The organism is Mycobacterium simiae (genome assembly GCF_008370645.1).
In the GTDB taxonomy this organism is placed as follows: domain Bacteria; phylum Actinomycetota; class Actinomycetes; order Mycobacteriales; family Mycobacteriaceae; genus Mycobacterium; species Mycobacterium simiae_A.
In genome coordinates, this window is record NZ_VTZN01000121.1 from 1 (window position 1) to 16,133 (window position 16,133).

Here is a 16,133-nt window from a genome sequence, read left to right on the forward strand (position 1 = left end):
GCCCGACTGACCTACTCTGTTAGCCAGTTTCGTAAACGGCTGGGGACCCAGAAGGGTCACGGATGAGCATTTCATTGCTGCTCGAGATGGCGGCGGCGAGCAACCCCGATCGCACCGCGGTGGTTTCTGGCGACCTCCGCCTGACGACCCAACAGCTCAGCGATCTGGCCGACGGCGCCGCGGGTATCCTCGCGGCGTCACACGCAAAGCATGTGGTGTACTTCGGCTCCGGCGGCGTCATGCTGCCGCTGCTGATCTTCGCCTCGGCGCGCGCCGGGCTGCCCTTCACCCCGATCAACTACCGGCTGTCCGACGGCGCCATCCAGACCCTGATCCGCCGGCTGCCCGAACCGGTGGTGATCGCCGACGACCGCTACCGGCAGATGCTCCCAGACGCGTTGACTTCGGCCGCATTTCGCAGCCGCGCCGGCAGCGCCGAGTCGGCGGTAACGTTTCCGGATCCGGATTCGGTGGCCATCGTGTTGTTTACGTCGGGCACCACGTCGCAACCCAAGGCCGTCGAGCTCACCCACAACAACCTCACCAGTTATGTGACCGGCACAGTCGAATTCGAGTCGGCCGCACCCACCGATGCCGCGCTGATCTGCCTGCCGCCCTACCACATCGCCGGTGTGGGGGCAGCGCTGTCGAACCTGTATGCCGGCCGAAAGATGGTGTATCTGGCCGGCTTTGACGCGCACGAGTGGGTGCGTCTAGTCAATGCTGAGCGGGTCACCACCGCGACCGTGGTGCCGACCATGCTGGACCGTATCGTGGCCGTGCTGGAAACCGGTGAGCACCAGCTGCCGACGCTACGTAACCTGGCCTACGGCGGCTCGAAAGTGGGCCTGCCGCTGGTGCGTCGGGCTCTCGAATTGCTACCCCACGTGGGCTTCGTCAATGCCTACGGCTTAACCGAGACCAGCTCCACGATCGCCGTGCTGACTCCTGACGACCACCGCAGGGCGCATTCATCGTCGGACGGCTCCGTCGCTAGGCGGTTGGGCTCGGTCGGCCAGCCGGTGCCCGGCATCGAGGTGCAGATCCGAGGCGACGACGGCACTGTGCTGGGTCCGGGGGAGACCGGTGAGCTGTTCGTGCGCGGCGAGCAGGTGTCCGGCCGCTACGCCGGGATCGGCTCGGTTCTCGACGAAAACGGTTGGTTCGGCACGAAAGACCTTGCCGTGCTTGATGAGGACGGCTACGTCTTCATCGGCGGCCACAGTGACGACACCATCATCCGGGGTGGGGAAAACATCGCACCGGCCGAAGTGGAGGAGGTGTTGATCGAGCACCCGCACGTGCGTGATGTCGCCGTGGTCGGGGTCGAGGATCCGCGGTGGGGCCAGGCGATGGTCGCCGTGGTGGTGCCGCCGCCTGGCGTCGATCCCGACGCCGACGAACTGCGCGAGTATGTCCGAAAGATGCTGCGGGGGTCACGCACCCCGGACCGCGTAGTGTTTCGCGACGAGCTGCCCACCACCGCCACCGGCAAGGTACTGCGCCGGCAGCTCATCGACGAATTGGCAGGAACGACACCTTGATCAAGAACGGAACCCGTCTGGCCAGCCAGGTGTGTGACACCTGGGCAAGCGCTAAGTCGACGAAACCGGCGCCGAGGTGCTGGTCACCAAGCCCGGCGCGGGCAGCCTGAGCGTCGGCGAAACCACATTGGCACTTGCATGGCCATACTTCCTTACCTACCCAGCCCGTGCATGAAAACGGCCTCATCGCGGCTCCCGCAACACGTAGCCGACCCCGCGCAGGGTGTGCAATAGCCGCTTCTCGCCGGTGTCGATCTTGCGCCGCAGATACGACACATAGGTTTCAACGACGTTGACGTCGCCGCTGAAATCGTAGTGCCACACGTGGTCGAGGATCTTGGGCTTGCTCAGCACGGTGCCAGCGTTGATCATGAAGTAGCGCAGCAAGGTGAACTCGGTGGGCGACAGCGAGACCGGCTGGCCAGCTTTCCACACCTCACGGGTTTCCTCGTCGAGTTCGATATCGGCGAAGGCCACGCGCGGATGGTGTGGTCTGGTCCCTGCTTTGCCGGAGCGCCGCAGAATCGCCCGCAATCGGGCGATTAGCTCATCGAAGCTGAAGGGTTTGGTCAGATAGTCGTCGCCACCCTGGGTCAGGCCGGCGATCTTGTCCTGCAGTGAGTCGCGGGCGGTGACGAACAAGGCGGGTGCGTCGATGCGGTCGGCGCGCAGCCGGCGCAGCACCGCGTAGCCATCCATGCCGGGCATCATCACATCCAGAATCACCGCGTCCGGCCGGACCAATCGGGCTTTGTCGAGCGCCTCCGGCCCGCTAGCCGCGGTGTGCACCTCGAATCCCTGAAACGTGAGGCCCGCTGCGAGCAGTTCGACGATGGTGGGCTCATCGTCGATGACGAGGATGCGAGCCTCTGGAGTGCCAGTTTCGCACACCGCGGCAGCTGTCATTTGCCACCCCCTGCACCTTATTAAACACGAGACAAACAATCGTGGCACGCTACCGCAGCAGGTGCCGAACCCTAGCTGGACATTGGTTGAGTGCCTCCTGAGATTCGTAGCCGTCCGACTGTTGACCGCGCCGTCATAAAGGCATCAGTCTGCGGCAGCGGTATCGAACCAGGGACGGTCCCACCACGGGTAGTAACCGGGTAACCCAAGATCAGAAGCCCGGTTGGGGAGTTCCGCTCTTACGGGTGGCAAACTCCCCGGGGGCGACCTGCGGGTTTCGCGCGCAGGGTACGCAGCCGGTCCCTATCCCGGTTACCATGACCCCACACGCGGACACGCGGCCCTGACCTGGAGCGGATTGGGCGTGGCTGAATTGCTACCGACCGGTACGGTGACGCTGCTTTTGGCCGATGTCGAGGGTTCGACGCGGCTCTGGGAAATGCACCCTGAGCAGATGACCACCGCAATCGGCCGACTCAACCAAACGGTGAACGCGACCATCGCTTCCCATGATGGGGTGCGTCCCCTCGAACAAGGCGAGGGCGACAGCTTCGTGGCCGCGTTCACCCGCGCCAGCGACGCGGTGGCGTGCGCACTGGAGTTGCAGCGCGCCCCGCTGGCCCCCATCAGGCTGCGTATTGGCGTACACACCGGCGAGATACAGCTGCGCGACGAGTCCAACTATGCCGGTCCGACCATCAACCGGACCGCCCGGCTGCGTGATCTGGCCCATGGTGGGCAGACCGTCTTGTCCGCGGTGACCGAACTGTTGGTGCTCGATCACCTCCCCGACGGGGTTTGGCTCACCGATTTGGGCTGCTATCCGCTGCGGGACCTGCCGCGCCCGGAACGCGTGGTGCAGTTGTGCCATGCCGACCTTCGCAACGAGTTCCCGCCGCTTCGGGTCCGACACACTCCGGCCTCGCATAACCTGCCCGCGCAGCTGACGAAATTCGTTGGACGCCAAAGCGAAATGGCGGAGTTGCGTCAGCTCGCCATGGGAAACCGGCTCGTCACGCTGACTGGGACCGGGGGCGCTGGTAAGACGCGCCTTGCCGTGGAGGTTACCTCTCAATTGAGCACCGAGTTCCCGGATGGGGCCTGGTACATCGAATTGGCTCCGGTTACCGATCCTGCAGTAGTGCTAGTGACCGTCGCGCACACCTTGGGCTTGCCTGATCAGCCTGGCCGCTCCATCGTGAACACGCTGCGCCGATTCATCGGTGGGAAAAAGATGCTGTTGGTGCTCGACAATTGCGAGCACCTGCTTGATGCGTGTGGGCGTCTGGCCGTTGAGCTAATGAAAGCCTGCCCGCAGTTGACGATTCTGACCACCAGTATCGAGCCGCTCGGAGTGCCCGGTGAACTGAGCTGGCCAGTGCCGTCGCTGTCTCTTGCCGGCGAAGCCATCGAGCTGTTCACTGACCGCGCTCGGCGCGCCCGCCCCGATTTGGATGTCGGCGAGGACAACATCGCGCTGGTGACAGAGATCTGCACCCGCTTGGATGGGATGCCGTTAGCGATCGAGCTGGCCGCCGCGCGAGTTCGGGCCTTGTCCCTGCCCCAAATCGTCGACAGCCTGCATGACAGGTTTCACTTGTTGACCGGGGGCGCGCGCACCGCCGTGCCACGTCATCAGACGCTGCGTGCGTCCGTGGATTGGTCGCACGCATTGCTCACCGAACCCGAGCAAGCCTTGTTCCGCAGGCTTTCGGTGTTCGCGGGCGGATTTGATCTGGATGCGGCCCAAGCCGTGGGCGCCGACAGCAAGGTGCAGCGCTACCAGCTTCTTGACCAGCTGAGTCTGCTGGTCGATAAATCCCTAGTGCTCGCCCAGGACACCGGCAACGGGATGCGATACCGGTTATTGGAGACGGTGCGCCAGTACGCCGAAGAAAAGCTTGACGAGTCAGGTGAGGCTGCGCAGCTACACACCCGCCATCGCGACCACTTCATGGCCACTGCCGAGGGGCTAGAGTCACGCGGCCACTCCCGCGACGAGCTGCGGCTGGCTTGGGCGCAGACCGAAATCGACAATCTGCGGGCGGCGGTCGGGTGGAGTATGCGAAACTCTGACCCACAATTGGCGCTGCGGCTCATCTTGGCGCTGCGGCCGTTGTGGTTGCGAGGCGGTCGAGTGCTGGAGGCGCTGGCCGGTTTGGACGCCGTCTTGACCGACGAGTGTCATCCAGAGATCGCGCCAGCCTTATGGGCACGCGCGGTGGCCCAGCGCAGCATCCTCGCTGCCTGGGTAGGGGTGCCGACGAACTTGAGCCAAACACAGCAAGCGTTGGCCATCGCGCGGGAGCTCGATGACCCCGCATTGATTGCCCGAGCGCTGATTGCTCGCGGGCTGGTTGCGCTGTACAGTGTCGAGTCGCCGCAGCCCTACTTCGCCGAAGCGATCGATCTGGTCCGTGCTCTCGGTGATGATTGGAGTCTGTGTCAAATCCTTAGCTATCAAGCGACCGCAGGCTACTTCGCTGGTGAACCGATCCAAGGCTGCGCGGCCGCCAGTGAAGGGCTTGCCCTCGCCGACACCCTCGGCGACCGCTTCTTCTCCCGCGATTGCCGAGCCTGGTTGGGGTCCGCGCTGATGATGCTGGGCGACCTCGCCAACGCAAGCCAAAGACTCGGCTCCTTGACCGAGGAAGCAGAAGAGGCCGAGGACCTCACCATGACGGTGGTAGGTCATGTATGTCACGCCACAGTGCTCGCGTATCAGGGCCTCCCGGAGGCTGCCTGGGCCGCGGCGCAATCTGCAGCGGCTGCTTCAGAGGCCATGGGGGGTTTCTCGGCAGACTCGGTACATGCGGTGCTCGCTCAAGCGGCTTTGGCCGCCGGCGACGCCACCGCCGCGCGGACAGCATGCGAAATAGCCTGGCAGCACACCCATTCGCTACGCGAAGCCTTTACCAGAAGCGTTACCCCCATGGCCGAGGCGGCGTTAGCATGCGGAGACCTGGTCGCTGCTCGCCGTTACGCAGACGACACGGTCGCGCTGGTACCGGGTTGGCACCAAATGGTTGCGCTGACGGTGCGGGCTTATGTCGCCGCCAGCCAGGGTGAGCTCGCTCGGTCCGAGCGCGACGCCCATGACGCCCTGACTATTGCCACTCGCACCCGAGGGTTCCTCCGCGTGGCCGACACCGTGGAATGCCTGGCCCGCCTTGCGGTCGAAGATGCCCAATACTCACACGCGGCGCGGCTGCTGGGTGCGGCGGAATCCATCCGGCATCGCACGGGACATGCGCGGTTACCGATGTATCAGGCTGACTACGACGCTATGGTCGTTTCTGTTCGGAACTCAGTAGAGCAAAAGGTCTTTGATGATGCGTGGGCCGAAGGTGCTGAGCTGTCGACCGAGGAAGCGATCGACTGTGCCCGGCGCGGTGTCGACAAGGCGTAGCGTTACGCACGCCTATCTGGCGTTGTGGGAGGAGACGTGCCAGAGGCGTAGTTCGACGGCAGGTGGTGCCGTTCGAAGGCGTCGACCCCGACCCGCAGCAGCTGCGCGACTACGTGCGCACCAAAATGCGCGGCTCACGCACCCCGGACCGGGTAGTGTTTCGCGACGAGCTGCCCGCCACCGCCACCGGCAAGGTACTGCGCCGGCAGCTTATCGACGAATTGGCAGGAACGACGACACCATGATCAAGAACGGAACCCGTCTGGCCAGCCAGGTGTGTGACACCCACGTGATCGTGGTCAGAAGCGCCGACAGCCTCGACGACCTGCGCTGCGGAGGCGCACCGATGGTGGAGCTGGGCGCGCCGCGTTCGGGCGAACTCGACCCGGCGTTCGCCGACGGAACGGTGCTGGGCAAGCGCTACGTCGACGAAACCGGCGCCGAGGTGCTGGTCACCAAGCCCGGCGCGGGCAGCCTGAGCGTCGGCGAAACCACATTGGCACTCAAAGAGGTCAAGCCGCTGCCGGCCAGCGACTGACGTGATCGCACGATAGGTCAGGAGCCGTCCAAACCGGCTGTCCCGTCGACGCCGACCAACGACCCACCGCTACCGCCGCTACCGCCGCTTCCGCCGGTCCCGGGCGTGCTCATTCCAGAGAACCCGCCGTTGCCGCCGTTGCCGCCGTTGCCGCCGTCACCGATGAACTTCGCGTTGCCGCCGTTGCCGCCGCTACCGCCTTTACCGCCGGGTACTGAAGATCCGACTCCACCCTGTCCGCCGGCCCCGCCGGCGCCGCCGTCGCCGTACAACAGGCCGCCGGCCCCGCCGTTGCCGCCGTTACCGCCGGTACCCGCCGGATTGGTGCCGATATTGAAGTTGGCAGCGTTGGCACCGGCTCCACCGTGCCCGCCGTGGCCGATCAGCCACCCGCCGTTGCCGCCGTTGCCGCCGTTGAATCCGCTGAAGCCGGCTCCCGTCCCGGTTGTGCCGCCGGCCCCGCCGTTGCCGCCGTTGCCGAGGAGTCCCCCGTTCCCGCCATTAGCGCCCGCCGAATTGAGGCTAGTCGCGCCATTTCCGCCGTTGCCGAACAACCATCCGCCGTCAGCGCCTTCCACCAAGATGCCGTTTTGCGATCCAGCGCCGGCGCTGCCACCGTTGCCGATCAGCAGTCCCGTCCTGCCGGGTGCGCCGCCCTGGCCGCCGGTCACGGTGCCGCCACCGTCGCCCCCGCTGCCGAACAGCAACCCCCCATGGCCGCCGTCGCCGCCGCTGCTGTTGGGGACGATGCTGTTGCCGGTGCCGCCGGTGCCGCCGTTGCCGAACAACCACCCGCCGTTGCCGCCGTAGCCGCCGCGACCCCCGAATCCGCCCGGCCCGCCGCTGCCGATCAGGACGGCGTTGCCGCCGTTTCCACCGGCGGCAGCGCTGGCGCCGCCAATTCCGCCGTCGCCAAATAGCAACCCGCCGCGGCCGCCGGCTCCACCGTTACCGCCGGAGCCACCGGTGGCCCAGTTGCCGCCGCTGCCGCCGACGCCGCCGTAACCAGTCAGCCCGGCGTCGCCACCGGCGCCGGCGCGGCCGCCGGTGCCGGTGGCGGAGTCCCCGCCCCAGCCGCCCTCCCCGCCGGAGCCGTACAGCCAGCCTCCGGTTCCGCCTTTGCCGCCCGCGCCGCCAGTGCCGCTGGTGGCGCTCCCGCCGTCGCCGCCAGTACCGCCGGTGCCGAACAGGCCGGCGTTGCCGGCGAACCCGCCGTTTCCGCCAGTGCCGGTGCTGGCGCTCCCGCCGTCGCCGCCGGACCCGGCGCTGCCGAACAGCCCGGCGTTGCCGCCGAACCCGCCGTGACCGCCGTTGCTGCCGGCGAAGGTGGTTGCGCCGCCCTGACCGCCGGTCCCGCCGTTGCCGAAGAGCAGCCCGCCGGCGCCGGCATTGCCGCCGGCACCGCCAGCGCCGGTGGTGCTACTGCCACCGTGCCCGCCGTGGCCGCCGTTGCCGATCAATCCGGCAGCGCCGCCGCTACCGCCCGCCAGCCCGCTGCCCGCCGATTGGCTGTAGCCGTTGCCGCCGTTGCCGAAGAGCAACCCACCGGCCCCACCGTTGGGGTTCATCGCCGTCCCCTCGGCGCCGTCGCCGATCAGTGGGCGCCCCAACAAGGCCTGGGTCGGCGCATTGATCGCGTCGACCACCGGTTGCAGCGGCGACGCGCTGGCGGCTTCGGCGGCCGCATAGGAGCCGGCACCCGCGTTCAGGGTCTGCACAAACTGGGCGTGAAACGCGGCAGCCTGAGCGCTGAGGTTCTGATAGGCCTGGGCGTGGGTACTGAACAGCGCCGCGATGACCGCTGACACTTCATCGGCGCCTGCGGCAAGAACCGCCGTCGTCGGAAACTGCGCTGCCGCATTCGCCACGCTGATACTCGAACCGATACTCGCCAGATCTGACGCGGCAGCCGCCACCATCTCCGGTACTGCGATGAGGTGCGACATGCAGGGCCTCTCGATCGGGTTAGAGAATAAGTCGTGCCGCCGGTGGTACCCGAGGGTAATGCGATGCCCAGCAGCAGATCCCGACTTTCACCAGAATTGTTCTCATTTACAACGGTGCTGCCCGGTGGGTAACGCAAGCGGGCGGGCCTGTAAGCGTTTGCTAGGCCTTTCTCGTATTGCCGGCCGCTGCCTGGCGGTGCACGAATTCCCGGGCCGTGACCAGGAATTCGACTTGGTCGCCGACCTGGCGCAGCGGTGCGGCACTGCCCGTCGAGCGGCACAGCATAATGGCGCCTTCCAGCGCGGCCACGGAGGTCACCGCGAGCGATTCGGCATCTGGCTCGTCGAAGCCGTCGGCGACAAACGCCCGGGTCAGTGCGGCGCACCAGCGGCTCAGGATGACACCGGCCGCCGCGGATAGCTCGACCTCGTCTTCGGTCGACCCGAGCGCGGCTGCGGCTACCGGGCAGCCGGCGGCGAAGTCGCCTTCGGTGAGCAGCTGATCCCAGAAGCCGACGAAGTCGCGCAGCACGACGCGGGCGCCCTTGGCGGCGGCCTTATCGATGACGGCGGTGATGTAGTCACCGGCGTAACCCAGCGCCTCGGCCAATAGTTGACGTCGCCCCTCGGGAAAGTGGTGGTACACCGAGCCGCGCGGGGCGCCACTGCGCGCCAGCACCGAGTCAATGGTTACTCCGGCCGCGCCCCGTTCGCGCAACACCTGGGCAGCGCTGATCAGCATCTTGTCTCGAGTGCCGCCGCGCTTGTGCACGGCTCTACCGGCCGGTGTCATGCGGCGTGCGAGTGCCCGTGACGGTGAACCGGCCAGTGCAGACGACGCGGGATCAGCCGCGGGCGCCGCAGATCGGGCATTTGGCGGGTGTATCGATAGCCGGCGATGTTGAGCTCGATGATCCACATGGCTACTCCCGGTGGAAGGGTATGCCTCATGTTCCGCAGCGATCGGGCCATGAGTATGGTATATAGCATAGTGCTTAGCCGCAGCCCCGGTATAGGATGTCGTTGAAACCTTCCTGTGACTGGCTTAAATATGCCCTGTTGCATAATCTGTGTGGCTGCGCTTCACTGAGGCAATGACCAGTGCTCCTCTTCCTGAGCTCGCCACCGTGTCCCTCGAACGCGACGGGCACGTCGTGCTGATCGGTCTAAACCGGCCGCACAAACGCAATGCGTTCGACCGGGCGATGCTGGCCGACCTGTCCCGCGCATACGCGCTGCTGGAATCCGACGATTCGCTGCGCGCCGGCGTGCTGTTCGCCCACGGCGACCACTTCACCGGCGGACTGGATCTCGTCGACGTCGGGCCTAACATCGCACGCGGTGAGTTGGCGTTCCCCGAGGGCGGTCGTGACCCGTGGCGGCTGGACGGTAGCTGGACCACGCCACTGATCGCCGTGACGCACGGGCGGTGCATGACGCTTGGCATCGAATTACTGCTTGCCGCAGATATTCGCATCGCAGCGGCCGGTACCCGATTCACCCAGCTAGAAGTGCAGCGCGGGATCTATCCGTTCGGCGGTGCCACGATTCGGCTGCCCCGCGAGGCCGGCTGGGGTAACGCCATGCGCTGGCTGCTCACCGGCGACGAGTTCGACGCCGCCGAGGCGCACCGCATCGGGCTGGTGCAAGAGGTAGTTGCCGACGCAACGGCGGCCCTGGCCCGAGCCCGCGACATCGCGCACACCATCGCCGAGCGCGCCGCGCCGCTGGGCGTGCGGGCCACCCTGGCATCGGCGCAGCTGGCTCGCAGCCACGGTGAGGACGCCGCGATCGAGCGACTGCGCCCCGATGTCATGGCGCTGCTCGCCAGCGAGGACGCCGCCGAGGGTGTGCAATCGTTCATCGAGCGTCGGCAGGCGCACTTCCAGGGGCGCTAACGCTCCACGGTGTAGCGCCGAGCGTGAGATCATTGCGAAAAATCGGCCGGAATCTCGCAGGGAGTTCACGCTCGGCGCAGGGGTTTAGCCCTCGAGGGTGTAGCCCATCGGCATCAGCACACTTTTCTGCTGGGTGAAGTGCTCGACGCCTTCGGGCCCGTTCTCGCGGCCGATGCCGGAGTTCTTGTAGCCGCCGAACGGGCAGCAGGGATCGAAGGCGTACCAGTTGATTCCGTACGTACCGGTGCGGATCTTCTCCGAGATCTCGATGCCCTTCGGGATATTGGTGGTCCACACGCTGCCAGCCAGCCCATACACGGAATCGTTGGCGATCTTGATCGCATCGTCCTCGGTGTCGTACGGGATGATCGAAAGCACGGGCCCAAAGATCTCCTCCTGGGCGATCGTCATCTTGTTGTCGACGTCGGCGAATACTGTGGGCTGGACGAAGAAGCCGTTATCCAAACCGTCGGGACGGCCGCCGCCGCACACCAGCCGAGCGCCCTCTTCGATGCCCTTGGCGATGTAGCCCTCGACCCGGGAGCGCTGCTGCTCCGAGATCAGCGGCCCCACCTGAACGGCCGGGTCCGACGGCGGCCCCACCGGCAGCGCCTGCACGAAAGTGCTTACCGCGTCCACGATCTCGTCATACCGGGAGCGTGGCGCCAAAATCCGCGTCTGGTTCACACAGCCCTGCCCGGCGTTCATCACGCCGGAGAACACCATCATCGGAACGGCGCTGCCCAGATCGACATCCTCGAGCATGATGGCTGCCGATTTGCCGCCCAGCTCCAACGTGCACGGCTTGAGCAGCTCAGCGGCGCGCTTGCCGACCTCCTTGCCGACGGCCGAGCTGCCGGTGAAGGTGAACATGTCGACATCCGGGTTGGACGTCAGCGCCTGCCCGGTCTCAATTCCGCCGGGCACTACCGAGAGCACCCCCTCCGGCAGGCCGGCTTCGGCGAACACCTCGGCTAAAGCGTTTGCGGTCAGCGGGGTTTCGGCAGCCGACTTGAGCACTACGGTGCAGCCCGCCAGCAGCGCCGGGCCCAGCTTGTTGACGGCCAGGAATAGTGGCACGTTCCACGCTACGATCGCCCCCACCACACCGACCGGCTCGCGGTGGACGATGGTCTGCCCGTAGGAGCCGGTGCGGATCTCGCGCCACTTGACCTGGTCGACGGCAGGACCGGCGAAAAAGTTTAGCGCTCCCATGGAACCGATCCAGTGCATTGCTTCGATGATGGTCGATGGCTGGCCGGTCTCGTAGGCGAGCAGCTTGGTGAACAGATCTTTGCGCTCCGCCAGTAACTTGGCGGCCGCGGCGATGACGGCCGCACGTTCTTCCGGCGGCGTGGCCGGCCACGGCCCGGTGTCGAAGGCCACGCGGGCCGCGGCGACCGCGGCGCCGACGTCAGCCGCCGCCGCTAGCGGCACCTTGCCGACGTATTCACCGGTCGCCGGGGAGTGCACCTCGATGACTTCGGAGGTCGACGGTTCCGTCCATTTGCCGCCGATGAAAAGCTTGTCGTATTCGGTCGCGTGGCTCTCGCTCATGGCGCCACCCTACCCAAGCCAACCCGAAACGAGAACACGTTCCATTACCGCGGCTGAAGGACCAGCACCAGATTGCTGACCAAGAACTCCCGCAGCACCGGAACCGATGCCAGCCACCACGCCCATCGCGGGTGGTAGCGGGGAAATGCGGCCACTACCGCGCCGGTGCTGGCAGCCCACGTCAAGCCCTCTGCGGCTGAGACCGCAAATAACGACGACCCGTAGTTATTCTTCGCCGGATGGCCATGTTTGCGGGCGTAGCGCGCGGCGGCGCGGGCGCCACCGAGGTAATGGGTCAGGCCCATCTCATGCCCTCCGAAGGGGCCCAACCACACGGTGTAGGACAATACCGCCAGTCCGCCCGGCTTGGTCACCCGCAGCATCTCGGCGCCAAGTTGCCAGGGCCGCGGCACATGCTCGGCCACATTGGAGGACAGGCAGATGTCCACCGAGTTGTCGGCGAAGGGTAGCGCCATCCCCGAGCCCCGCACGAGCATGCCCACCTGATGTTCGAAAGATGTTCGTGCGGAGTGTATTTCGTCTGGATCGGGCTCCACACCGATGTAGTGGACTCCGGCGTCGGCGAACGCCGCGGCGAAGTAGCCGGGCCCGCCGCCCACATCGAGCAGTGTGCGGCCGGCCGGGCCCTCACCGTGGACTGCCACCCAAAGGTCACTGACCATCGCCGCAGTGTCGGCGGCCAGTACACCGTAGAAGCGCGCCGGGTCCGTCTGCTCGTATCGGAACTTCGACAGCAGCCGCAGCGAGCGGGCCAGCGTCGCTCGCCGCCCAAAGTTGTCGGTCACCGCCACTTGCCACACCCTACGCAGCAGCGGGGATCGTCTGGGTATCTGCGGCTTCGAGAGTGCGCACACGGCGGCCGTGAGGCTGCGATCTCGCCCTGACCGCGCATTCAAAGCCGTCACCGCACACTCGCCCACCTTGCCTGGCGCGCCCCCGTGCCGCTGCGCGGCTGGGGGTGCCCCCTTCTCGCGCCGCCTCGGCGGCGCGCATCGTCGCCAGGCTAGGTCTGATTGCCTGGCTCCTTCTCGCGCCGCCTCGGCGGCGCGCATCGTCGCCAGGCTAGGTCTGATTGCCTGGCTCCTTCTCGCGCCGCCTCGGCGGCGCGCATCGTCGCCAGGCTAGGCTGGCGGCTGATGTCTGAACTGCGCTCGGTGTTGCTGTTGTGCTGGCGCGATACCGGGCACCCCCAGGGCGGTGGCAGCGAAACCTATGTGCAGCGCGTTGGCGCGCAGCTCGCCGCCGCCGGCGTCGAGGTCACATTGCGCACCGCGCGTTACCCGGGCGCAGCACGCCGTGAGGTCATCGACGGGGTGCGGATCAGCCGTGCGGGTGGCCGCTACTCGGTGTACGTCTGGGCATTGCTGGCGATGGCGGCGGCGCGATTGGGGTGGGGGCCGCTGCGTCGAGTGCGCCCTGACGTGGTCGTCGATACCCAGAACGGGTTGCCGTTCCTGGCCCGGCTGGTGTACGGCCGGCGGGTGCTGGTGCTGGTGCACCACTGTCATCGGGAGCAGTGGCCGGTGGCCGGTCCGGTGCTCGGGCGGCTCGGCTGGTTTGTCGAGTCGACGGTGTCGCCGCAGTTGAACCGGTGCAACCAGTACGTGACGGTGTCGCTGCCGTCGGCGCGAGATCTCGTCGCGCTCGGTGTGGACGCCGCGCGGATTGCCGTGGTACGTAACGGCCTTGACGAAGCGCCGGCGCAGACGCTGTGCGTCCCGCGTGCGGCCGCGCCACGAGTCGTGGTGCTGTCCCGGCTGGTGCCGCACAAGCAGATTGAGGACGCGCTGGACGCGGTCACACAGCTCCGCGCGCGGATACCGGGCCTGCACCTCGACGTGGTCGGCGGCGGGTGGTGGCGGCAGCGACTCGTCGATCAGGTGCGTCGGCTCGGAGTTTCCGACGCGGTGACCTTCCATGGCCACGTCGACGATGTCACCAAACACCATGTGCTGCAAAGCTCGTGGGTGCAGCTGCTACCGTCGCGCAAGGAGGGGTGGGGCTTGGCGGTGGTCGAGGCCGCCCAGCACGGCGTGCCCACCATTGGATATCGATCGGCTGGCGGTCTATCGGACTCGATTATCGACGGGGTGACCGGCATCCTGGTCGACAGCCACGCCGAACTGATCAATCAACTCGACCAGCTGCTTTCCGATTCGGTGCTCCGGGAGCAACTCGGCGCCAAGGCGCAGGTGCGTAGTGCCGAATTCTCCTGGCAACAAAGTGCCGAAGCGATGCGAACGGTGCTAGAAGCGGTGCAAGCCGGCGACCGCGTCAGCGGCGTGGTGTAGACCGCGAGCCGTCCCGACTGGCAATACACGGCCGACGGCCGAGCATACCGGCACCGCCCGCTAGCAGCATCCCCAGCCATACCCAATGGGCGATCAGAGTCGCTCGGCGGCGCGCAGCCGCGACACCGGCGCCTTGGCCGCCGACTCGGTAGAGCGCCAACTCACCGTCGCGGTAGGTAGGGGCAAGCCGGTCGAGGGTGCTTGCGGCTGCGCCCATCTCGCCGCCACTGTGCAATTCGACGAGCACCCACCCGACCCCGGCCTGGGCCAGTGCCGATGGGTCGGGTCCGGTCAAGAGCAACTCCTGGACGGCTCGGGCGCGAGCGCCGTCCCCGGGCACAGTCATCCCGGATATGACCAGATCACCGGTCGTCAGCACGTCGGCCCGAACCCAGCGGGGCAGCGGATCGAGTACCGGTGCGGGACCGGACCAAGAAAAGCGTCGCATAGTTCCGGCGGGCAACACCGCGACCAAACCCGGATCACCGTTGATCGTCGCGGCAACGGCCGCCCACCCGGGCGGGTAGTGCACCGGCGCTACCTTGCCCCACACACCCCAGGCCAGATCGGGCAGCGCCAATACCAGCGCCAGGCAGCAGGCCAACGCCGTCACTGCGGGTTTCACGCGTGCCAGCGTCACCACCACGCCGGCCCCGGACACGGCGTATCCCGGCATCGCCAGCGCCACCCACTTTTGGCCGTCGCGCAGCACCCCCAAGCCGGGTACCGCGTCAACCACGGCGCCCAACGCGTGCAGGCCCGGGCCAGTAGCCAACCCCGCCGGCACCACCACCGACACCGCCGCCAGCACCAGCAGTGGCACCACCGCCGGCCGCCGTGCCGCTGCGGGGAGTCCGGCGGCCACCACTCCGAGCAGCACCACGGCCGACAACACCGCGAAAAGCGTTGTGCGCGAAGCTGGTACGGCTTCGCCATTCCACATCCCGCCTAGACTGGCCAAGCTAGCCAGCGTCCCCAGGCCCGGCTCGGCGCGTGGCGCGAAAGCCGTAACGCCAAGCGTGTTCGCCGCCGTGTGACTGGTCAACGACGAACCCAATGCCGAGGCCGTCAGCCAGGGCAGGGCGCCCACCGCCGCAATGCCCAATGCCGTTGCGGCGCACAGCCAACGCGGCCAGCCATCACCAGGAGCAGTCACGCAGGTCAGCGCAACCGCTGCGGCCAGCAGCAATCCGGTCGGGGTCAGCCCGGCCAGCGCGATCCAGCAGGCCAGGCCGAAGACGCCGAAACAGCCATGCCCTGATCGCAACCTCAGCATCGCCGTCGCGACCCACGGTAGGCATCCGTAGCCGAGTAACAAGCTCCAATGGCCTTGCAACAGTCGTTCGGCGACATAGGGGTTCCAGATCGCCAGCGTGATCGCGACGAACTGGCCACTGGCCCCGGACGCAGGCAGCACCGTCGAGACCAGTCGGGCCGCGCCCCAGCCGGCGAGCCAGAGCCCCAGCACCAGCAACGCCTTGACCAGCAGCCCGCCATCAACCAGATGAGACGCCAGCGCCACCGCGAAGTCCTGCGGTGTCGCTCGTGGCGCGGCCGTCAACCCCAGGGCGCCATCGGAGAGGTAGGACCGTGGCGTGGACACCGCATCGCGCAGCAGTAGATAGCCGGGTTGCAGTAACGGCGCCACCACCAGCAGCGCCAGGGCCAATGCGTACCCCGGCTGCACCCAGCGCACGCGTCAGGGGCGATCCGGAGGCGGCTGCTCAGCGGGTCCAGACTCCGGTGGTAGGGGCGATTCGGCCGAAGGATCCGGGGCCGATGCCGTCGACTCGTCGGGCAGCTCCGCGCGCTGCGTAGGCAGCTTCTCGGTCTCTGCCTCAGCCCCGGGCACCGGTGGTTCTAGTCCGGCTCGTCGCAAGTAGTCGGTGTCGTCGCGATCGAGCCCAGATTCGGTCAGGGCACTTTCGGTTCGCAGGCTGAACGACGCGAGCACCCCGCCACCGATCAACGCGATCAAACCGGTCGCGGTGAACGTGATCGGCAAGACCCGCGACCACAGCGA

The 16,133-nt window shown here is 67.0% G+C and carries 12 protein-coding genes and 2 pseudogenes; 6 read left to right on the forward strand and 8 right to left on the reverse strand.

The genetic code is table 11. The features are described from left to right. Nucleotides 1-62 precede the first annotated feature (62 nt). Complete coding sequence (locus F0Q45_RS17870; RefSeq protein WP_149655211.1) at nucleotides 63-1,544, forward strand: class I adenylate-forming enzyme family protein; 1,482 nt, start codon at nucleotides 63-65, stop codon at nucleotides 1,542-1,544. 183 nt (nucleotides 1,545-1,727) lie between these two features. Here F0Q45_RS17870 and F0Q45_RS17875 read toward each other — a convergent pair whose 3' ends face one another. Continuing rightward, complete coding sequence (locus F0Q45_RS17875; RefSeq protein WP_149655212.1) at nucleotides 1,728-2,450, reverse strand: response regulator transcription factor; 723 nt, start codon at nucleotides 2,448-2,450, stop codon at nucleotides 1,728-1,730. A 364-nt stretch (nucleotides 2,451-2,814) separates the two neighbouring features. On the opposite strand from F0Q45_RS17875, the gene F0Q45_RS17880 reads away from it, so the two are divergent. From F0Q45_RS17880 to F0Q45_RS17890, 3 genes and pseudogenes are all read left to right on the forward strand, one after another. Further along, complete coding sequence (locus tag F0Q45_RS17880) at nucleotides 2,815-5,859, forward strand: ATP-binding protein (RefSeq protein ID WP_149655213.1); 3,045 nt, start codon at nucleotides 2,815-2,817, stop codon at nucleotides 5,857-5,859. Nucleotides 5,860-5,921: 62 nt separating this feature from the next. Next, a pseudogene (locus tag F0Q45_RS17885) lies at nucleotides 5,922-6,104 on the forward strand (AMP-binding enzyme); the annotation flags it as partial. Then, entirely contained in the window at nucleotides 6,101-6,397 is a 297-nt protein-coding gene (locus tag F0Q45_RS17890; RefSeq protein ID WP_149655215.1) for a hypothetical protein, read from the forward strand. The pseudogene F0Q45_RS17885 and the gene F0Q45_RS17890, both read left to right, overlap by 4 nt. A 17-nt stretch (nucleotides 6,398-6,414) precedes the next feature. Here the strand turns inward: F0Q45_RS17890 and F0Q45_RS17895 are convergent, their stop codons facing one another. From F0Q45_RS17895 to F0Q45_RS29425, 3 genes are all read right to left on the reverse strand, one after another. Further along, nucleotides 6,415-8,343: a PE family protein gene (locus F0Q45_RS17895; protein ID WP_149655216.1), complete on the reverse strand. Its 1,929-nt coding sequence runs from the start codon at nucleotides 8,341-8,343 to the stop codon at nucleotides 6,415-6,417. Nucleotides 8,344-8,503: 160 nt separating this feature from the next. Further along, complete coding sequence (locus F0Q45_RS17900) at nucleotides 8,504-9,136, reverse strand: TetR/AcrR family transcriptional regulator (RefSeq protein WP_262491049.1); 633 nt, start codon at nucleotides 9,134-9,136, stop codon at nucleotides 8,504-8,506. Then, entirely contained in the window at nucleotides 9,133-9,264 is a 132-nt protein-coding gene (locus F0Q45_RS29425; RefSeq protein WP_262491050.1) for a hypothetical protein, read from the reverse strand. Before F0Q45_RS29425 ends, F0Q45_RS17900 begins: the two co-directional genes overlap by 4 nt. 173 nt (nucleotides 9,265-9,437) lie before the next feature. Here F0Q45_RS29425 and F0Q45_RS17905 point away from each other — a divergent pair, with 173 nt between their 5' ends. After that, nucleotides 9,438-10,241, forward strand: a complete 804-nt coding sequence (locus tag F0Q45_RS17905; RefSeq protein ID WP_149655217.1) for a crotonase/enoyl-CoA hydratase family protein — start codon at nucleotides 9,438-9,440, stop codon at nucleotides 10,239-10,241. A gap of 84 nt (nucleotides 10,242-10,325) precedes the next feature. On the opposite strand, the gene F0Q45_RS17910 is transcribed toward F0Q45_RS17905, so the two are convergent. Continuing rightward, entirely contained in the window at nucleotides 10,326-11,798 is a 1,473-nt protein-coding gene (locus F0Q45_RS17910) for an aldehyde dehydrogenase (protein WP_149655218.1), read from the reverse strand. A gap of 44 nt (nucleotides 11,799-11,842) precedes the next feature. After that, nucleotides 11,843-12,610 (reverse strand): class I SAM-dependent methyltransferase, encoded by a 768-nt coding sequence (locus F0Q45_RS17915; RefSeq protein WP_149655219.1) that lies wholly within the window; start codon nucleotides 12,608-12,610, stop codon nucleotides 11,843-11,845. A 345-nt stretch (nucleotides 12,611-12,955) separates the two neighbouring features. On the opposite strand from F0Q45_RS17915, the gene F0Q45_RS17920 reads away from it, so the two are divergent. After that, nucleotides 12,956-14,110: a glycosyltransferase family 4 protein gene (locus F0Q45_RS17920; protein WP_149655220.1), complete on the forward strand. Its 1,155-nt coding sequence runs from the start codon at nucleotides 12,956-12,958 to the stop codon at nucleotides 14,108-14,110. Here the strand turns inward: F0Q45_RS17920 and F0Q45_RS17925 are convergent. Next, nucleotides 14,094-15,806, reverse strand: a complete 1,713-nt coding sequence (locus F0Q45_RS17925) for a hypothetical protein (RefSeq protein ID WP_149655221.1) — start codon at nucleotides 15,804-15,806, stop codon at nucleotides 14,094-14,096. The two genes, F0Q45_RS17920 and F0Q45_RS17925, sit on opposite strands and share 17 nt — an antisense overlap. 3 nt (nucleotides 15,807-15,809) lie before the next feature. Continuing rightward, nucleotides 15,810-16,133 (reverse strand): annotated as a pseudogene (locus F0Q45_RS17930) (DUF3068 domain-containing protein); the annotation flags it as partial.